Annotated in this window: 19 protein-coding genes; 8 read left to right on the top strand and 11 right to left on the bottom strand. The window is 27.7% G+C overall.

Annotated elements, in window-relative coordinates; all coding sequences use genetic code 11:
• Positions 1 to 100: 100 nt before the first annotated feature.
• A complete protein-coding gene (locus tag ACKU3H_RS03020; RefSeq protein WP_320035495.1) occupies positions 101 to 916 on the top strand; it encodes a DUF4405 domain-containing protein in 816 nt (271 codons plus the stop codon).
• A gap of 4 nt (positions 917 to 920) precedes the next feature.
• On the opposite strand, the gene ACKU3H_RS03015 is transcribed toward ACKU3H_RS03020, so the two are convergent.
• Genes ACKU3H_RS03015 through ACKU3H_RS02995 form a run of 5 tightly spaced genes read right to left on the bottom strand, consistent with a single transcriptional unit; the run spans position 921 to position 4,853 of the window.
• Positions 921 to 1,571, bottom strand: a complete 651-nt coding sequence (locus tag ACKU3H_RS03015) for an HAD family hydrolase (RefSeq protein ID WP_320035494.1) — start codon at positions 1,569 to 1,571, stop codon at positions 921 to 923.
• A gap of 8 nt (positions 1,572 to 1,579) precedes the next feature.
• Positions 1,580 to 2,758 carry a YbfB/YjiJ family MFS transporter gene (locus ACKU3H_RS03010; protein WP_320035493.1) on the bottom strand — a complete coding sequence of 393 codons (1,179 nt, stop codon included), beginning with the start codon at positions 2,756 to 2,758 and terminating at the stop codon, positions 1,580 to 1,582.
• A 1-nt stretch (position 2,759) separates the two neighbouring features.
• Positions 2,760 to 3,371, bottom strand: a complete 612-nt coding sequence (locus ACKU3H_RS03005; protein ID WP_320035492.1) for a TPM domain-containing protein — start codon at positions 3,369 to 3,371, stop codon at positions 2,760 to 2,762.
• The gene (locus tag ACKU3H_RS03000) at positions 3,371 to 4,261 is read right to left on the bottom strand and encodes a TPM domain-containing protein (RefSeq protein WP_320035491.1); all 891 of its coding nucleotides are present in this window, start codon (positions 4,259 to 4,261) and stop codon (positions 3,371 to 3,373) included. Before ACKU3H_RS03000 ends, ACKU3H_RS03005 begins: the two co-directional genes overlap by 1 nt.
• 1 nt (position 4,262) lies before the next feature.
• Complete coding sequence (locus ACKU3H_RS02995; protein WP_320035490.1) at positions 4,263 to 4,853, bottom strand: LemA family protein; 591 nt, start codon at positions 4,851 to 4,853, stop codon at positions 4,263 to 4,265.
• 86 nt (positions 4,854 to 4,939) lie between these two features.
• Here ACKU3H_RS02995 and ung point away from each other — a divergent pair, with 86 nt between their 5' ends.
• Positions 4,940 to 5,590 (top strand): uracil-DNA glycosylase, encoded by a 651-nt coding sequence (ung, locus tag ACKU3H_RS02990; protein WP_320035489.1) that lies wholly within the window; start codon positions 4,940 to 4,942, stop codon positions 5,588 to 5,590.
• 8 nt (positions 5,591 to 5,598) lie between these two features.
• Positions 5,599 to 6,000 carry a DUF695 domain-containing protein gene (locus tag ACKU3H_RS02985; protein WP_320035488.1) on the top strand — a complete coding sequence of 134 codons (402 nt, stop codon included), beginning with the start codon at positions 5,599 to 5,601 and terminating at the stop codon, positions 5,998 to 6,000.
• Here ACKU3H_RS02985 and ACKU3H_RS02980 read toward each other — a convergent pair.
• Both ACKU3H_RS02980 and ACKU3H_RS02975 read right to left on the bottom strand, forming a co-directional pair.
• Positions 5,992 to 6,573 carry a hypothetical protein gene (locus ACKU3H_RS02980; RefSeq protein WP_320035487.1) on the bottom strand — a complete coding sequence of 194 codons (582 nt, stop codon included), beginning with the start codon at positions 6,571 to 6,573 and terminating at the stop codon, positions 5,992 to 5,994. The two genes, ACKU3H_RS02985 and ACKU3H_RS02980, sit on opposite strands and share 9 nt — an antisense overlap.
• Before the next feature lies 1 nt (position 6,574).
• A complete protein-coding gene (locus ACKU3H_RS02975; protein ID WP_320035486.1) occupies positions 6,575 to 6,985 on the bottom strand; it encodes a hypothetical protein in 411 nt (136 codons plus the stop codon).
• 145 nt (positions 6,986 to 7,130) lie between these two features.
• Between ACKU3H_RS02975 and ACKU3H_RS02970 the strand changes: the two genes are divergently transcribed.
• From ACKU3H_RS02970 to ACKU3H_RS02950, 5 genes are all read left to right on the top strand, one after another.
• Positions 7,131 to 7,370, top strand: a complete 240-nt coding sequence (locus ACKU3H_RS02970) for a ComEA family DNA-binding protein (protein ID WP_407933676.1) — start codon at positions 7,131 to 7,133, stop codon at positions 7,368 to 7,370.
• A 91-nt stretch (positions 7,371 to 7,461) separates the two neighbouring features.
• Positions 7,462 to 7,875, top strand: coding sequence for a YchJ family metal-binding protein (locus tag ACKU3H_RS02965; RefSeq protein WP_320035485.1), 414 nt, complete (start codon positions 7,462 to 7,464; stop codon positions 7,873 to 7,875).
• Positions 7,868 to 8,521, top strand: a complete 654-nt coding sequence (locus ACKU3H_RS02960; protein WP_320035484.1) for a small multi-drug export protein — start codon at positions 7,868 to 7,870, stop codon at positions 8,519 to 8,521. Before ACKU3H_RS02965 ends, ACKU3H_RS02960 begins: the two co-directional genes overlap by 8 nt.
• Position 8,522: 1 nt before the next feature.
• Positions 8,523 to 9,260, top strand: a complete 738-nt coding sequence (locus ACKU3H_RS02955; RefSeq protein ID WP_320035483.1) for a YaaA family protein — start codon at positions 8,523 to 8,525, stop codon at positions 9,258 to 9,260.
• Positions 9,261 to 9,336: 76 nt separating this feature from the next.
• Entirely contained in the window at positions 9,337 to 10,065 is a 729-nt protein-coding gene (locus ACKU3H_RS02950) for a dienelactone hydrolase family protein (protein WP_320035482.1), read from the top strand.
• Positions 10,066 to 10,089: 24 nt separating this feature from the next.
• On the opposite strand, the gene ACKU3H_RS02945 is transcribed toward ACKU3H_RS02950, so the two are convergent.
• Genes ACKU3H_RS02945 through frr form a run of 4 tightly spaced genes read right to left on the bottom strand, consistent with a single transcriptional unit; the run spans position 10,090 to position 12,839 of the window.
• Positions 10,090 to 11,187 (bottom strand): MFS transporter, encoded by a 1,098-nt coding sequence (locus ACKU3H_RS02945; RefSeq protein ID WP_320035481.1) that lies wholly within the window; start codon positions 11,185 to 11,187, stop codon positions 10,090 to 10,092.
• Positions 11,188 to 11,664, bottom strand: a complete 477-nt coding sequence (locus ACKU3H_RS02940; protein ID WP_320035480.1) for an RDD family protein — start codon at positions 11,662 to 11,664, stop codon at positions 11,188 to 11,190.
• A 6-nt stretch (positions 11,665 to 11,670) separates the two neighbouring features.
• On the bottom strand, positions 11,671 to 12,279 hold the full coding sequence (gene pyrE / locus ACKU3H_RS02935; protein ID WP_320035479.1) for an orotate phosphoribosyltransferase: 609 nt from the start codon (positions 12,277 to 12,279) through the stop codon (positions 11,671 to 11,673).
• Positions 12,280 to 12,281: 2 nt separating this feature from the next.
• A complete protein-coding gene (frr, locus tag ACKU3H_RS02930; RefSeq protein WP_320035478.1) occupies positions 12,282 to 12,839 on the bottom strand; it encodes a ribosome recycling factor in 558 nt (185 codons plus the stop codon).
• Between the last annotated feature and the right edge of the window lie 73 nt (positions 12,840 to 12,912).

Genomic DNA, 12,912 nt, shown 5'->3' with positions numbered 1-12,912 from the left:
CCTTAATTTTATAATTAGAAATTATAAAAAAAACTCAAAATATCTTTTATAATACAGCAATAATAAGATAAAATTTGTAATAAATATAAAAGGATTTATTATGAATCTCAAAAAGATAACTTCCCTTACAATGATGTTAGTAATGATAATAATGACCTATTCAGGAATAATGCTGTTTCTTGCACCTCCAGGAAGAATTGCAAATTGGGCAAATTGGCACTTATTAGGACTTTCTAAAGAACAATATGCAGCTATTCATAGTACTTTTATGGTTTTATTTATAGTTATGACACTACTGCATGTATTTTATAATTGGAAACCAATAACAAGCTATTTAAAAAACAAAACTAAGCAGATGGTATTTTTCACAAAAGATATGATTGTTGCTTCTATTTTAGTTTTTGTATTTTTACTTGGTACACTTTTTAGTTTTTCACCTTTTTCAAATTTTCTTGATTTTGGAGATGAGATAAAAAATTCTTGGGAAAAAGATTATGGTACTGCACCATATTCCCATGCAGAGCTTTCTTCTTTTGTAAATTTTACAAAAAAATTAGGTTTTGATTTACAAATGAGTGAGAAAATACTTAAATCAAATAATATCAAATATGAAACTTCTCAAAGTTTGGCTCAAATTGGAGAACAAAATGAAGTAAGTCCTCAATTTATCTATTTGTTATTAAAGAATAGTTTTAAAAAAGCTGGAGTTGAAACTATTGAATTAACAGGTTTGGGTAGAAAATCTGTTACAGAAGTAGCTTCAACTTTGAAACTTTCAACTAATGAATTTATTGAAAAACTTGATAGTTTAGGTATAAAAGCCCAAGCTGATGATAAATTTAAAAGTGTTTGTGAACAATATGATTTAAGTCCAATGGATGTTATGACAAAACTTGGATATAAGAAACCAGAGTAAGTTTTTACTTCAAAAGTTCTAAAATATCTTGAGGAGTTTTAACAATATAGTCTGCGCCATGTTCTATAAGTTCATCAACTCCTCTAAATCCCCAAGATACTCCCACAGCTATCATCCCTGCATTTTTAGCTGTGAGAATATCCACATCACTATCACCTACAAAAAGTATATCTTTACACTCTAAACCTAAATTTTCAGCAATTTTAATTGCTACTATAGGATCGGGTTTTTTAGGTATATTTTCTTTTTGCCCATGAACTTCACTCATATTATATTCAATGAAAAATTTTTCATAATATTTTACAGTCAATTTGTGAAGCTTATTTGATAAAATTCCCATTTTGATGTTTCTTTTTTGAAGAGCTTTTAGAAGTTCGTCAATCCCTTCATAGGGTTTAGTTTCATCTTTTACACTCATTTCATATACTTCAATAAATCTATTAAATAATTTATCAAGAGTCTCTTTTGAGATATCATCTGGGGTAGAATTCTCTAGTAATACCATTGCCCCACCACCTACAAAATCTTTATAATTTTCAAGTTTATGGGTTGGAAGGTTAAACTCCTCCAATACTATATTTGTACATATTCCAATATCTTTTAAAGAATCTAATAATGTACCATCCATATCAAAAATAACTGCTTTATTTGACATATTTTTTCCTAATGAATTTTTTTAATTGGCTGTTTTGAAAATATAATTGATAATATTGTAGCCAATAATGTAAAAGATGATGTTATCATAAATATTGTTGAGAAACTATTAGTTTTGTCATATATATAACCTGCCGCAACTGATCCTATGGCTTGGCATAAAGCAAAAATAATAGTGACTAAAGATAAGATTTGAGAAGTTCTTTTCACATCAAAATGTACAGAAGTTAATAATACAATAAGTGAAGGGATACTCCAAATAGAGATACCAAATACTATTGTAGATATCCAAATAGCATAACTACTTAAATCTTGAGTTAGAGTAAAGTGGGCAATGGTTTGAAGAAAGTATACAAAAATCAAAGTTTTATAAGGTCCAATTTTATCTGCTACCATTCCAAACAATAAGCCTGAGAATATACTAGCTAATCCTAAAATTGTCCAAAAATCACCAGATAAAGAGGTAGAAATATTATACTTCTCAATAACAGCTTTAACAAAATATGTTACAAAAATAGAATAAGTTAATCCAAATATCATATATAAAATCCCAATCTTCCAAAATGAAGGGATAAAGAAATATTTATTTGAGGAGAATTTCATCTCTGGCATCTCATGTTTTGTATGTTTTTTTATACCTGGTTGACATAAAAAAGCCAGTATTACTATCAAACTAGAAAAAATCAGCCATGAAGTTTTCCATGGAGTTTCTAAAGTTATAGTTTCTACAAAAGGAACTATTTGTCCTGACAAAACTATTGCAATACCACTTCCACTTACAACTATACCTAAAACTTTTCCTCTTATATTTTTAGGAACGATATTTGATATATGAGCCATAATTGATATATTTACAATAGCACAAAAAAATCCACTAAGGGAATATAATAAAGATAAAATCAAGTAGTTTGTAAAAAGTATCATTACACCCATTGAAAAGGCTTGTAATAGCATGGTATTAAAGATTAGTTTGTGAGTATTATATTTTGTATATAAAGAGTTTGCGAAAAAGATTCCAGCTAAATAACCAAGAAAATTTGCTGTACCTATAAAACCAATTTGAGTGGTATTTAAAAGTAGACTCTCTTGCATATTTGGAAGAACCATTCCAAAAGCAAATCTACCTAAGCCTAAACAACCTAAAATCACTAAAAATGAGGCAATTATAACCTTTATATATGTTCTCAATTTAAAGCTCTATTACTTCATTGCTTAATTCATTTTCATCATTTTCTTGGATTGGAAAGTTTTTGATCAATGTATCACTACACTCTTTAATTGCTTTTTTATAACCTTTTGAAAATTGATTATTTTTAACATCTTTGATAAATTCATTTACAATATCTTGCCAATAATTATCAGAGATTTTTGATTTAATTCCAGTATCTGTAATAATCTCAACATATTTTTCTTCAATTGATACATAAAACATAATTCCTTGTTTTGTTTTTGTATCTTTTATTCCTAAATTATAAAACTCTTTTTTTGCATTGATTGAGGCTTTTTCATATTTGTATTTTTTAGGAAGAAAAAGAAGAAGTATCTTTTTAAAATTACTTATACAAAAGTATAAAGCAAAAAAAGTTAATACTTGTATTTGAAAAAATTTGATTGTACTTGTATCTGTAAAAAGTAAAACAATAGATATAAGTGTAGAAATCAATAGTGAAAATACCAATATTTCAAATCTATATGAAGATGAATATTTAGTAATAACAGCTACAAGTTCTGCTGAACTTTTTTTCTCAAGATTTTTAATCTCTTCTTGAATTTGTTCTTTCTCATTTATATTTAAATACATTACCATCCTCCACTAGCTCCACCGCCACCAAAACTTCCACCGCCACCGCTGAATCCACCAGAAGAAAATCCTCCACCAAATCCACCTGTACTTCCTGTATAAAAACCACCTGAATTAGAATTATAAGAAGAGTTGGAATGGTTATCAAATGATACTTTTTTAGTGTTTATGAATATTATTATTGAGATTATTAGAAAAATGATGAAGGAGATAATAAAGCTGTTAAAAAATACAACTGAAAATGCCCCTGCAAATCCACCTAGCATTGATGAACGAAATATTTTAAGAAGTGTTTGGCTTTTAAGTGCTTTACTAAATGTTGCTAATATTGGTGACACAAATATCAGTGCAAAATATAGAAAAAACCAGTTTATATTATTTTCACTTGGGATATTGTAATTTTCAGCTTTATATTCACCTTTTGTGGCTTCAATTATAGAGTTTATGCCTTTATGAATCCCTTTGTAGAAGTTGGCCTTTCTAAACTCTGGTTTTATTATATATTCTATAATCTCATGGGAAATTTTATCAGTTAAAACCCCTTCTAAACCATAACCAACTTCAATTCGGAGTTTTTTTTCTGCCATTGAGACTATTAATAATACTCCGTTGTTTTTCTCTTTTTGTCCAATTTTCCAGTATCTTCCAAGTTGATATCCATAATCTGCAATATCATAACCATTTAAAGATTTTAGGATTACAACTACAATTTGATTTGAGGTTTGTTTTTCATTTTTTTCTAAAATATTTATAAGAGCTTCTTTTTTATCTGTAGATAAAATATTAGCCTCATCAACTATTCTTCCTGTTAATTGGGGAAATTCAATTTGTGCAAAAAGTATATTTTGCACAAATAGTATAGTTAATATTAGAAATAAAAATTTTTTCATATTAGAATTGAACTTTTGGTGCTTCTTGTTCTTGTTGTGTTGCTGTAAATGTTTCTTTTATTTTAGCTTCTGGATAAAAAATTGAAGCAATAATTTTCCCAGGAAAAGTTCTAAGTTCTAAGTTATACACTCTTACAGTTTCAATATAATCTTTTCTAGCAACTGCAATTCTATTTTCAGTTCCTTCAAGTTGAGATTGTAAGGCTATAAAATTTTTATTTGCTTTTAAATCAGGATATTTTTCAACAACTAACATAAGTCTTGATAGTGCAGAACTTAATGCTCCTTGAGCTTTCTCAAATTGATTAAATAAAGCTGGATTTGATAACATTTCAGGTGTTAGATTTAGTTTTCCTACATTTGCTCTTGCATTTGTTACTTCTGTTAAAGTTGATTTTTCATGCTCTGCGTAACCTTTTACTGTAGAAACTAAATTTGGTATTAAATCAGCTCTTCTTTTATATTGATTTTGTACTTGTGACCATTTTGCTTTTACATTTTCATCCAATGTTGGTACATTATTTATATTTGTAAATATTAGTGCTAAAAAAGCAAGGATTATAACTCCTATACCTATCAAAAAAGCTTTCATTTTAAACCTTTGTTTTTAAACTTATGGTATAGTATTGAAATTTTTATTAATAAATAATGAATAGAATTTTTTATTTAAGGTTAGCGATGAATTCATGGGATGAGATAATAGATGAACAGAGAAATAAAGAGTATTTTATTTCATTAAAAAAAGAGATAGATAAGAGATATTTAGAAGCAACTGTTTTCCCTCCAAAAGATTTGATATTTAATGCTTTTTCAAAAACCCCTTTAAAAGATTTAAAAGTTGTGATTTTAGGACAAGATCCATATCATGGAAAAGGTCAAGCCCAAGGTTTTTCTTTTTCTACTCCAAAAGAGATAAAAAATCCACCCTCTATGCAAAATATTTTAAAAGAGATTCAAAGTGATTTAGGTAAGCCCTCTTTGTGTCAAGATGGAGATTTGACACCTTGGGCAAAACAAGGAGTTTTACTTTTAAATGCTATTTTAACAGTTGAGGAGGGAAAGCCTAAGTCTCATCACAAGTTAGGGTGGGAAACATTTACAGACAATATTATTAAATATATCTCTAAAAACTGTGAAAATATTATATTCATACTTTGGGGTGGTCCGGCAATTGCAAAGACAAAACTTATTGATGAAAAGAAACATCATATTTTAACAGCACCACATCCAAGCCCTTTATCTTCATATAGGGGTTTCTTTGGTTGTAAACATTTTAGTGAGACAAATAAGATATTAGAAAGTATTGGCAAAGAACCAATAGTTTGGTAGGAGAAGATATGGAAGAAAAATGGTACCTAGAAAATACAGGAAATTTAAATCAAATGTTAAGAGTAAGAGATGATATAGATTTACCTCAAACAATGGATGAGTTTCCCCATTTAGTACTAATAAAACATGAATTTCATGCAGCTGATGATATTATGTTCCCTGATCCAGCTTGTATAGCTTTTTTTACAGTATTTGAAAACAATCATTTAGAAGCTTTAGAAGAGGAAAATAGTTCGGCTCTTTTAGCTGTAGATATATGTGAAGGGATGATGCAGTTTTATTTATATGCAAAGGATCCAGAGAAGACAATTTATGATTGTATAGATTTTCTAAAATCAAATCCCTTATATAAATGTGATTTTGAAGTTATAAAAAATGATAATGGAGATAGATTAAACGACTTAATCTAACTCTTCTCTTCTTTGCCAAATATATAGTTTAAAATACCAATATCTATGACCTTTTGATGGAAGTTTGTTTATATCTCCAAAAATAAATCCTATTATTTCTCTAGTTCTTTCATCTAAATGTGCACCTTTAGAAAGAAATTGTCCAAAACCGTTTCTAAGAGTTGTATATATTTGATTTTCTTTCTCTTTAAACTCTAAAAAACTTAGATTTTTTATTTTTCTTTTTTCTTGTTCTGTTATTGTAGAAGTATATGCTTGGAATTTTCTATATGCATCTGCTTTTTTTTCATTTCGACTATTAAAAAAACCTTTACTAGCTCTTCTAACATCATCTTTTGTATCTAATCCTATGGCAGTACATTCTTCAATAATTGAGTCTTCCTCTTTTGTTTTAACTTTTTTTGTAACTTGTTCATTTTCAATAACAAATGAAGAATCATTTTTTTTGGTTTCTTTCTCCACAATATTTTGTTTTTTAGTTTCTTCTTTATCTTCGTTAGTTTTTGTTTTTATCTTTTTTTTATCAACAAATTCTACTTTACTTTCTCTTTTCCCAAATATATCAAAAAGCATATCAGTCCTTTTCATTCTCATTTTTTAATTCTTTTAAAAAGTTAACAAAATTTCTTACATGGATTTTATTCACTTGTAAGTAGATATAAGCAACTACTATTACGTTTATATGTATCATTGCTTCTTGGAAAGATAAAAATGCAAGTAATACACCAGCAATAAGAATAAATATAGGATAAAATAATTTTAATCTATCTTCATCTCTTTGTAATAGTACTGAATAATCTTTGTAGTTTTTGTTTATAAACTCTTTATCCTCAAGTGTTAATTGATTTTTATTTTTTAAATCATCCAAAGCTTTTAGAACATCTAACTTTTTTTTATATTGATAATATCTAAAGAAAATCCCCAATAATATAAGAATTGATAAGATATTCGAAACTAGTTCTAAAGGGATATTTATACTATCCATCTTTAACCTTTTAAATTTTATACAAATTTTATAATAATTGTTATTAGAACTAAATAATAAAATTCTTTATAAATAAAGAATTGCTAAAGAATTTTGTAAATATTATTAATATATAATGTTATTTATTATTTTAAAAGGAGCGAATATGATTAAGAAACTTGTTTTAAGTATTTTGTTTTTGTCGACATTACTTTTTTCAGCAGTTGATTTTAATACTGCATCAAAAGAGGAATTAATGGCAATTAAGGGAATTGGAGAAAAAAAAGCAGAGGCTATTATTGAGTATAGAAAAAATACAAAAATTAATAGTATAGATGATCTATCTACAATTAAAGGTTTTGGTCCTAAATTAATATCTAAAATAAAAGAACAAAACAAAAATTAAAACTTTGATGATATTTAGTTTATTTAACTAAATATCATCTCTTATAAAACTTTTTGCTATAATAAAAGAAAAATCTAAATAGGTTGTAACTATGAAAATTTCTGGAAATTCATTTTGCCCATGTGGAAGTCAAAAAAAATATAAAAAATGTTGTAGAGTTTTTCATTTTGGAGAAAACCCAAATAATGCACTTGAATTAATGAAATCAAGATATAGTGCCTATGCTGCAAATGATTCAGAGTATATAATTAATACAACCCACAGAGACAATAAAGATTTTACAACTGATACTGAAGAATGGAAAAAGTCTATACATGATTTTTTTGATCATACTGAGTTTAAAGGTTTAGAAGTTTTAAATTTTGAAGAAACAGATGATTTAGCTTATGTTACTTTTAAAGCAACACTATTTCAAGGAGCGATAGATGTATCTTTTATAGAAAAAAGTAAATTTGTAAAGGTAAATAATCTTTGGCTATATCATAGTGGTGAGTTTGTTGAATAAAGAGTTAATCAAAAAAATTTTTAGTACAAAAGCTGGAGTAATTCTACTCATTTCTATTATTTTGATTTTAAGTACAAGTATATTTCTTATTATAATGTATTTTTTTGATTCTGCCACTTCTAGTAAACTTGCGACAATGATTTTTACTAACTTATTTATTGGAAGAGTTCCTGCAATCTCTTTTGGTTATGCTTCAAATCTATCCCATTTTCAAGTAATTGCATTTAATATTTTAGCTGAAATGATACTTGTAACTTTAATATATTCACTATTTGTATTTAGTTTTGATGGGGTATTAAAGATAAAAAGATTGGAAGATTTCTTTTCAAGGGTGCAAAAAAAGAAAGAAGAGCATAATGAAATATTTATAAAATATGGAAAACTTGGATTGTTTATTTTTGTTTTTATTCCTTTTTGGATGACTGGTCCAATTGTTGGGTCAATTATTGGTTTTTTAATTGGAATGAAGCATTTTACTGTTATATTTATCGTTTTCTTAGCAACTATTATTTCTATGACTTTATGGGGTTTATTTTTACAAGAGATTGTAAACTTTATAGGTCAATTTGATATTAGATTTATTTGGATTTTAATTGCAATAATGGTTGTAAGTGTACTTATTTTAAAATATAAAAAAAGAGGTTAATATGAAAATACTACTAGCTCCTGCTGAAACAAAAAATAGTGGAGGAGAAGAAGCTTCATTTTGTAAAGATAATTTTTGTTTCCCTGAACTATTTTCTAAAAGAGAAGATGTTTTTAATATATATGAAGATTTATTAGCTAACTCAAGTATTGAAGAGTTATCAAAATGGTTTGGATTAAAAAAGCTTGATGATGTTGAGAAATACAAAGAAAGCTTAAAACAAAAACCAACTATGAAAGCAATTAATAGATACAACGGTGTTGCTTTTGATGCTTTAGAATATAATAGTTTGTCAAATGTAGAACAAAAATATATAGATGAAAATGTAATACTATTTTCAAATCTATTTGGTCCTATATTAGCAAAAGATTTAATTCCTGATTATAAATATAAACAAGGTGCAAAGCTTCCAAATATCAATGTTGAAAAATTTTATATGGATAACTTTACTGAAAGCTTAGATGCTTTTATTGGTGAAGAAGTAATTGATTTAAGAGCAGGATTTTATGAAAAGTTTTATAAAGTAAAAAAAGCAAATGTACTTACATTTAAATTTGTAAAAGATGGAAAAGTGGTATCTCACTGGGCTAAATTTTATAGAGGAAAACTTTTACAAGAGATAGCTAAAAACAATATTCAAAACCATAGTGAGTTTATGGATATGCAAATTCCTGGATTAAAACTAAATGAGATTCAAGAGAAAAAAAATGTTAAATTATTAGTGATGAATATTGTTTAAATTAGTTTATTTTGATTATTAGCGGTTAAGTTTATATTGATAATATATTTTTTAAAATTATCTTTAAAGGCTTAATATGAAAAAAATCTTATCTTTACTAGCATTTATTTCAGGCTTTTTATTTGCCTCAGAACAGTTTGTTACATATGAAGTTGATGGGAAAAAATATGAAGGATATATCAGTTCTCCTTCTAAAAATGCCCCATTAGTATTTTTAGTTCATGATTGGGATGGTTTAACAGATTATGAAGTAAAAAGAGCAAAAATGTTAAATGAAATGGGTTATGCAACTTTTGCGGTTGATTTATATGGAAAAGGCATAAGACCTGAGAAAATAGATGATAAAAAAAGATTAACATCTGAACTTTATAAAGATAGAGTTAAAATGAGAACTTTACTTGATGCTGGATTTAATGAAGCTAAAAAACAAGGTTTAAATGTATCTAATGCAGTGGGAATAGGGTATTGTTTTGGTGGAGCAGCTATTTTAGAAATGGCTAGATCAGGAGCACAGCTTAAAAAATTTATCCCTTTTCATGGTGGACTTCAAACTCCTAAAGGGCAAGATTATTCAAAAACAAAAGGTGATATCGTAGTTTTCCATGGAACAGCTGATAAAGTTGTTAGTATGCAAGAGTTTGCAAATTTAGCTGTTGAATTGGAGAATACAGGAATTAAACATGAGATGTTAACTTATAGTGGAGCACCACATGCCTTTACTGTAATTGGTTCAAAAAAATATCATGAAGAGGCAGATAAAGCTTCTTGGAAAAGATTTTCTGAAATACTAGAAGATACTTTTTAAAATTAAAAAGGGTAGATTCCCTTTTTAGTTGCCCTGCTGAAGCGCAAGTTTTTTATTAGATATAAATATAAAAGCCAAAAGAGTAAATATAGCACAATACAAAAATAGATACTCACCATATAACCATCCTGCAAGTAAAGCTCCCATAAAACCACCTAGTCCATAAGCAACTCCATACATAAACTGTTGAGCAAGCTTTTTATTTGCATATAAAGTATATAAGAACATAATTGTAGCACTATGATATAAGCCAAATGAAAAGGCATGAATACTTTGCGTTAAAAAAGCAAGTGTTACATTATCCGGATAGGCATAAAGTAAAAACCATCTAAGAACTGTAATAGCTAAACAAAATTTTATTATATTTAGCAGATTTCTTTTTAATAATGGTGCTTGATAATAAAATAAAACAATTTCACAAATAACACCAAAAGACCACATATATGAAGTCATCTCTAAAGATATTCCATTATCTGTTTCATAGATTGTAAAGAAGTTATAAAAACCACCAAAACTTAATTGCATAAAAAAGATACTAATCCAAAAAGGCCAATATTTGAAAAACGAAAAAGGTTCATCTGATACACTTTCATCATGCTTAACATCATCATATCTTAAAAGTAAGAAAGCAAATAATACAGTTAATACATTTACTGTAAGATAGTAGTGTAAAGCTACATATGGGTGTGTTAAAAATTGTCCTAGCATTAATGATATTATTGTAAAACCTATTGAACCAAATAGTCTTGATTTACCATATTTGTCTTTTCCTAATATTTTTATTGCCGTAACTTCTAAGTATGGTAATATTAGAGATAAGGAAGCTCCAAGTATGGCGTTGTTTATCATAAAGGCATAAAAGTTATTAATAGTAATATAAAAGGATATAGAACAAACAACAGATAAAATCAAAGCTGTTTTAAAAACTGTTTGATTTAATTTTATTTGCTTTAAAAATAAAAAAGGTGTAAGAAATCGCATTAATGGAGCAAGTGCAAAAACAAATCCAATCTCTAATGCATTGTATCCTAAATCATGAAGTACTTTTGGTAAAAAAATAACATAAACACCAACAGCAGCAAAATAAAAAAAATAAAAGGCTGATAGTTTAAAAAAAAGCATTTACTTTGCTTCTACTACAGTACTATTGCTCAATATATCTTGTATGGTTTTTTTATCTTTTCTAAAAAAGGGGATAAAGGCTAGTATAATTGTAGTTGCCGAGAATAAAAATAAAAAGTATCTAAGAATTGCTTTACCTAAAGATACTTTCTCTTTTGTATTATTATCTATAAGTTTCATTGAATATGCTTTTAGTCCTGGAGTTTGACCCTTTGCTATCCAAAAAATTATAATGATTAATCCAAAAACACCAGCTGTAATCCATCTAGCTTCTTGGCTTGATTGAAAATCATCTTTTCCATCCATAATTAAATATGTTGTTACATACATAATAGGCATCATAATCATAAACATATCAACTAAAAATGCTTTAATTCTTGATGGAATAGAAGCAGATGTTAAAGAGTCATCTTTAGGTATCTCAGAAGTTTTTTCCTCTTTTATATTCCCTTGTTTAATATCTCTCCATCTGCTCATAGTAGATTAGTTTCCTCTACTTCCTGGTTTATAAGCTACGCTACCATCTTTACATAAAGGACAATCTTCTGGAGAATACATTTCAAAAGTAAAGTCTTCTAAAGCAAATAATGGTTTATCTAATGGTAGTTTACAATTATCTTTTGCTTGGATATCACTACCAACTCTTGAACAGAAACCTCTGTTTGCTAACGCAGCGTATGCTACGATATTCCCACCAGTAGCTTCAACTTGTTTTGCAGCTTCAAGTGCAGAACCACCTGTTGTGATAATATCTTCACAAATAACGTAGTTCTCACCTTCTTGAACCTCAAAACCTCTTCTAATCGTCATCTCACCATCAACTCTTTCTGCAAAAATAAATCTTACATCAAGTGCAGTTGCTAATGCAAACCCTGCAATAAGTCCACCAAGTGCAGGAGAACAAACAGCATCAATTTTAATATCTGATTCTTTGATTTGTTTTGCAAGCTCTTCTGCTAATAGCTTCGCAGTTTTTGGATCTTCTAAAACTTTTGCTGACTGTAAATAAAATTGTGAATGATTCCCTGAACTAAGCTTGAAGTGACCTTCAAGTAAAGCATCAGCATCTTTATATATTTGTTCTACGTTCATAATTATACCGTTAAAATTTCTTTTTCTTTTGTTTTTAGTGTTTCATCTGCTTTTGCAACATATGAGTCAGTGATTTTTTGGATTTCATCTAATGCTTTTTTATTTTCATCATCAGTAATCTCTTTATCTTTGTGAAGTTTTTTTACTTTATCATTTGAGTGTTTTCTCACATTTCTGATTGCAACTTTTGCATCATCAGTCATACCTTTTGCTTGTTTAGCACTCTCTTCTCTTTGCTCAACAGTCATAGGTGGAAAAAATAGTTTTATAACTTCACCATCATTATTTGGATTTACACCAATATTTGCAGCATTAATTGCCTGCTCAACATCACCTAAAAGATTTTTTTCCCAAGGGTTTACAACAATAGTAGTTGCATCTGAAGCTAATACAGAACCAACTTGATTTAAATCAGTAGGTGTTCCATAATAATTAACTTTAATACCATCTAAAATAGTAGTACTTACTTTCCCTGTTCTTAATGTTTTATAATCTCTTTTTAATGCTTCAAGAGATTTTTCCATATGGTCTTTTGTTTCTGAATAGATTTCTTCTAACATGTATTCTCCTTGTTTATTTTTAGTAGCTTTTATTTTGAAAAATTATACCATTATTAACATTTATGATATAGTT

This window comes from Halarcobacter sp., assembly GCF_963675975.1.
In the GTDB taxonomy this organism is placed as follows: domain Bacteria; phylum Campylobacterota; class Campylobacteria; order Campylobacterales; family Arcobacteraceae; genus Halarcobacter.
This window is presented reverse-complemented; position numbering and strand designations above follow the sequence as displayed.

What these genes read in the sequence shown, in the direction of transcription:
- ACKU3H_RS02940 (WP_320035480.1), bottom strand. Translation starts at nt 11,664, where the DNA reads ATGAGCAGATGGAGAGATATTAAACAAGGGAATATAAAAGAGGAAAAA.
- pyrE (WP_320035479.1), bottom strand. Translation starts at nt 12,279, where the DNA reads ATGAACGTAGAACAAATATATAAAGATGCTGATGCTTTACTTGAAGGT.
- ACKU3H_RS03020 (WP_320035495.1), top strand. Translation starts at nt 101, where the DNA reads ATGAATCTCAAAAAGATAACTTCCCTTACAATGATGTTAGTAATGATA.
- ACKU3H_RS02975 (WP_320035486.1), bottom strand. Translation starts at nt 6,985, where the DNA reads ATGGATAGTATAAATATCCCTTTAGAACTAGTTTCGAATATCTTATCA.
- ACKU3H_RS02995 (WP_320035490.1), bottom strand. Translation starts at nt 4,853, where the DNA reads ATGAAAGCTTTTTTGATAGGTATAGGAGTTATAATCCTTGCTTTTTTA.
- ACKU3H_RS03005 (WP_320035492.1), bottom strand. Translation starts at nt 3,371, where the DNA reads ATGTATTTAAATATAAATGAGAAAGAACAAATTCAAGAAGAGATTAAA.
- ACKU3H_RS03000 (WP_320035491.1), bottom strand. Translation starts at nt 4,261, where the DNA reads ATGAAAAAATTTTTATTTCTAATATTAACTATACTATTTGTGCAAAAT.
- ACKU3H_RS02950 (WP_320035482.1), top strand. Translation starts at nt 9,337, where the DNA reads ATGAAAAAAATCTTATCTTTACTAGCATTTATTTCAGGCTTTTTATTT.
- ACKU3H_RS03015 (WP_320035494.1), bottom strand. Translation starts at nt 1,571, where the DNA reads ATGTCAAATAAAGCAGTTATTTTTGATATGGATGGTACATTATTAGAT.
- ACKU3H_RS02945 (WP_320035481.1), bottom strand. Translation starts at nt 11,187, where the DNA reads ATGCTTTTTTTTAAACTATCAGCCTTTTATTTTTTTTATTTTGCTGCT.
- ung (WP_320035489.1), top strand. Translation starts at nt 4,940, where the DNA reads ATGAATTCATGGGATGAGATAATAGATGAACAGAGAAATAAAGAGTAT.
- frr (WP_320035478.1), bottom strand. Translation starts at nt 12,839, where the DNA reads ATGTTAGAAGAAATCTATTCAGAAACAAAAGACCATATGGAAAAATCT.
- ACKU3H_RS02970 (WP_407933676.1), top strand. Translation starts at nt 7,131, where the DNA reads ATGATTAAGAAACTTGTTTTAAGTATTTTGTTTTTGTCGACATTACTT.
- ACKU3H_RS02985 (WP_320035488.1), top strand. Translation starts at nt 5,599, where the DNA reads ATGGAAGAAAAATGGTACCTAGAAAATACAGGAAATTTAAATCAAATG.
- ACKU3H_RS02980 (WP_320035487.1), bottom strand. Translation starts at nt 6,573, where the DNA reads ATGCTTTTTGATATATTTGGGAAAAGAGAAAGTAAAGTAGAATTTGTT.
- ACKU3H_RS02955 (WP_320035483.1), top strand. Translation starts at nt 8,523, where the DNA reads ATGAAAATACTACTAGCTCCTGCTGAAACAAAAAATAGTGGAGGAGAA.
- ACKU3H_RS02965 (WP_320035485.1), top strand. Translation starts at nt 7,462, where the DNA reads ATGAAAATTTCTGGAAATTCATTTTGCCCATGTGGAAGTCAAAAAAAA.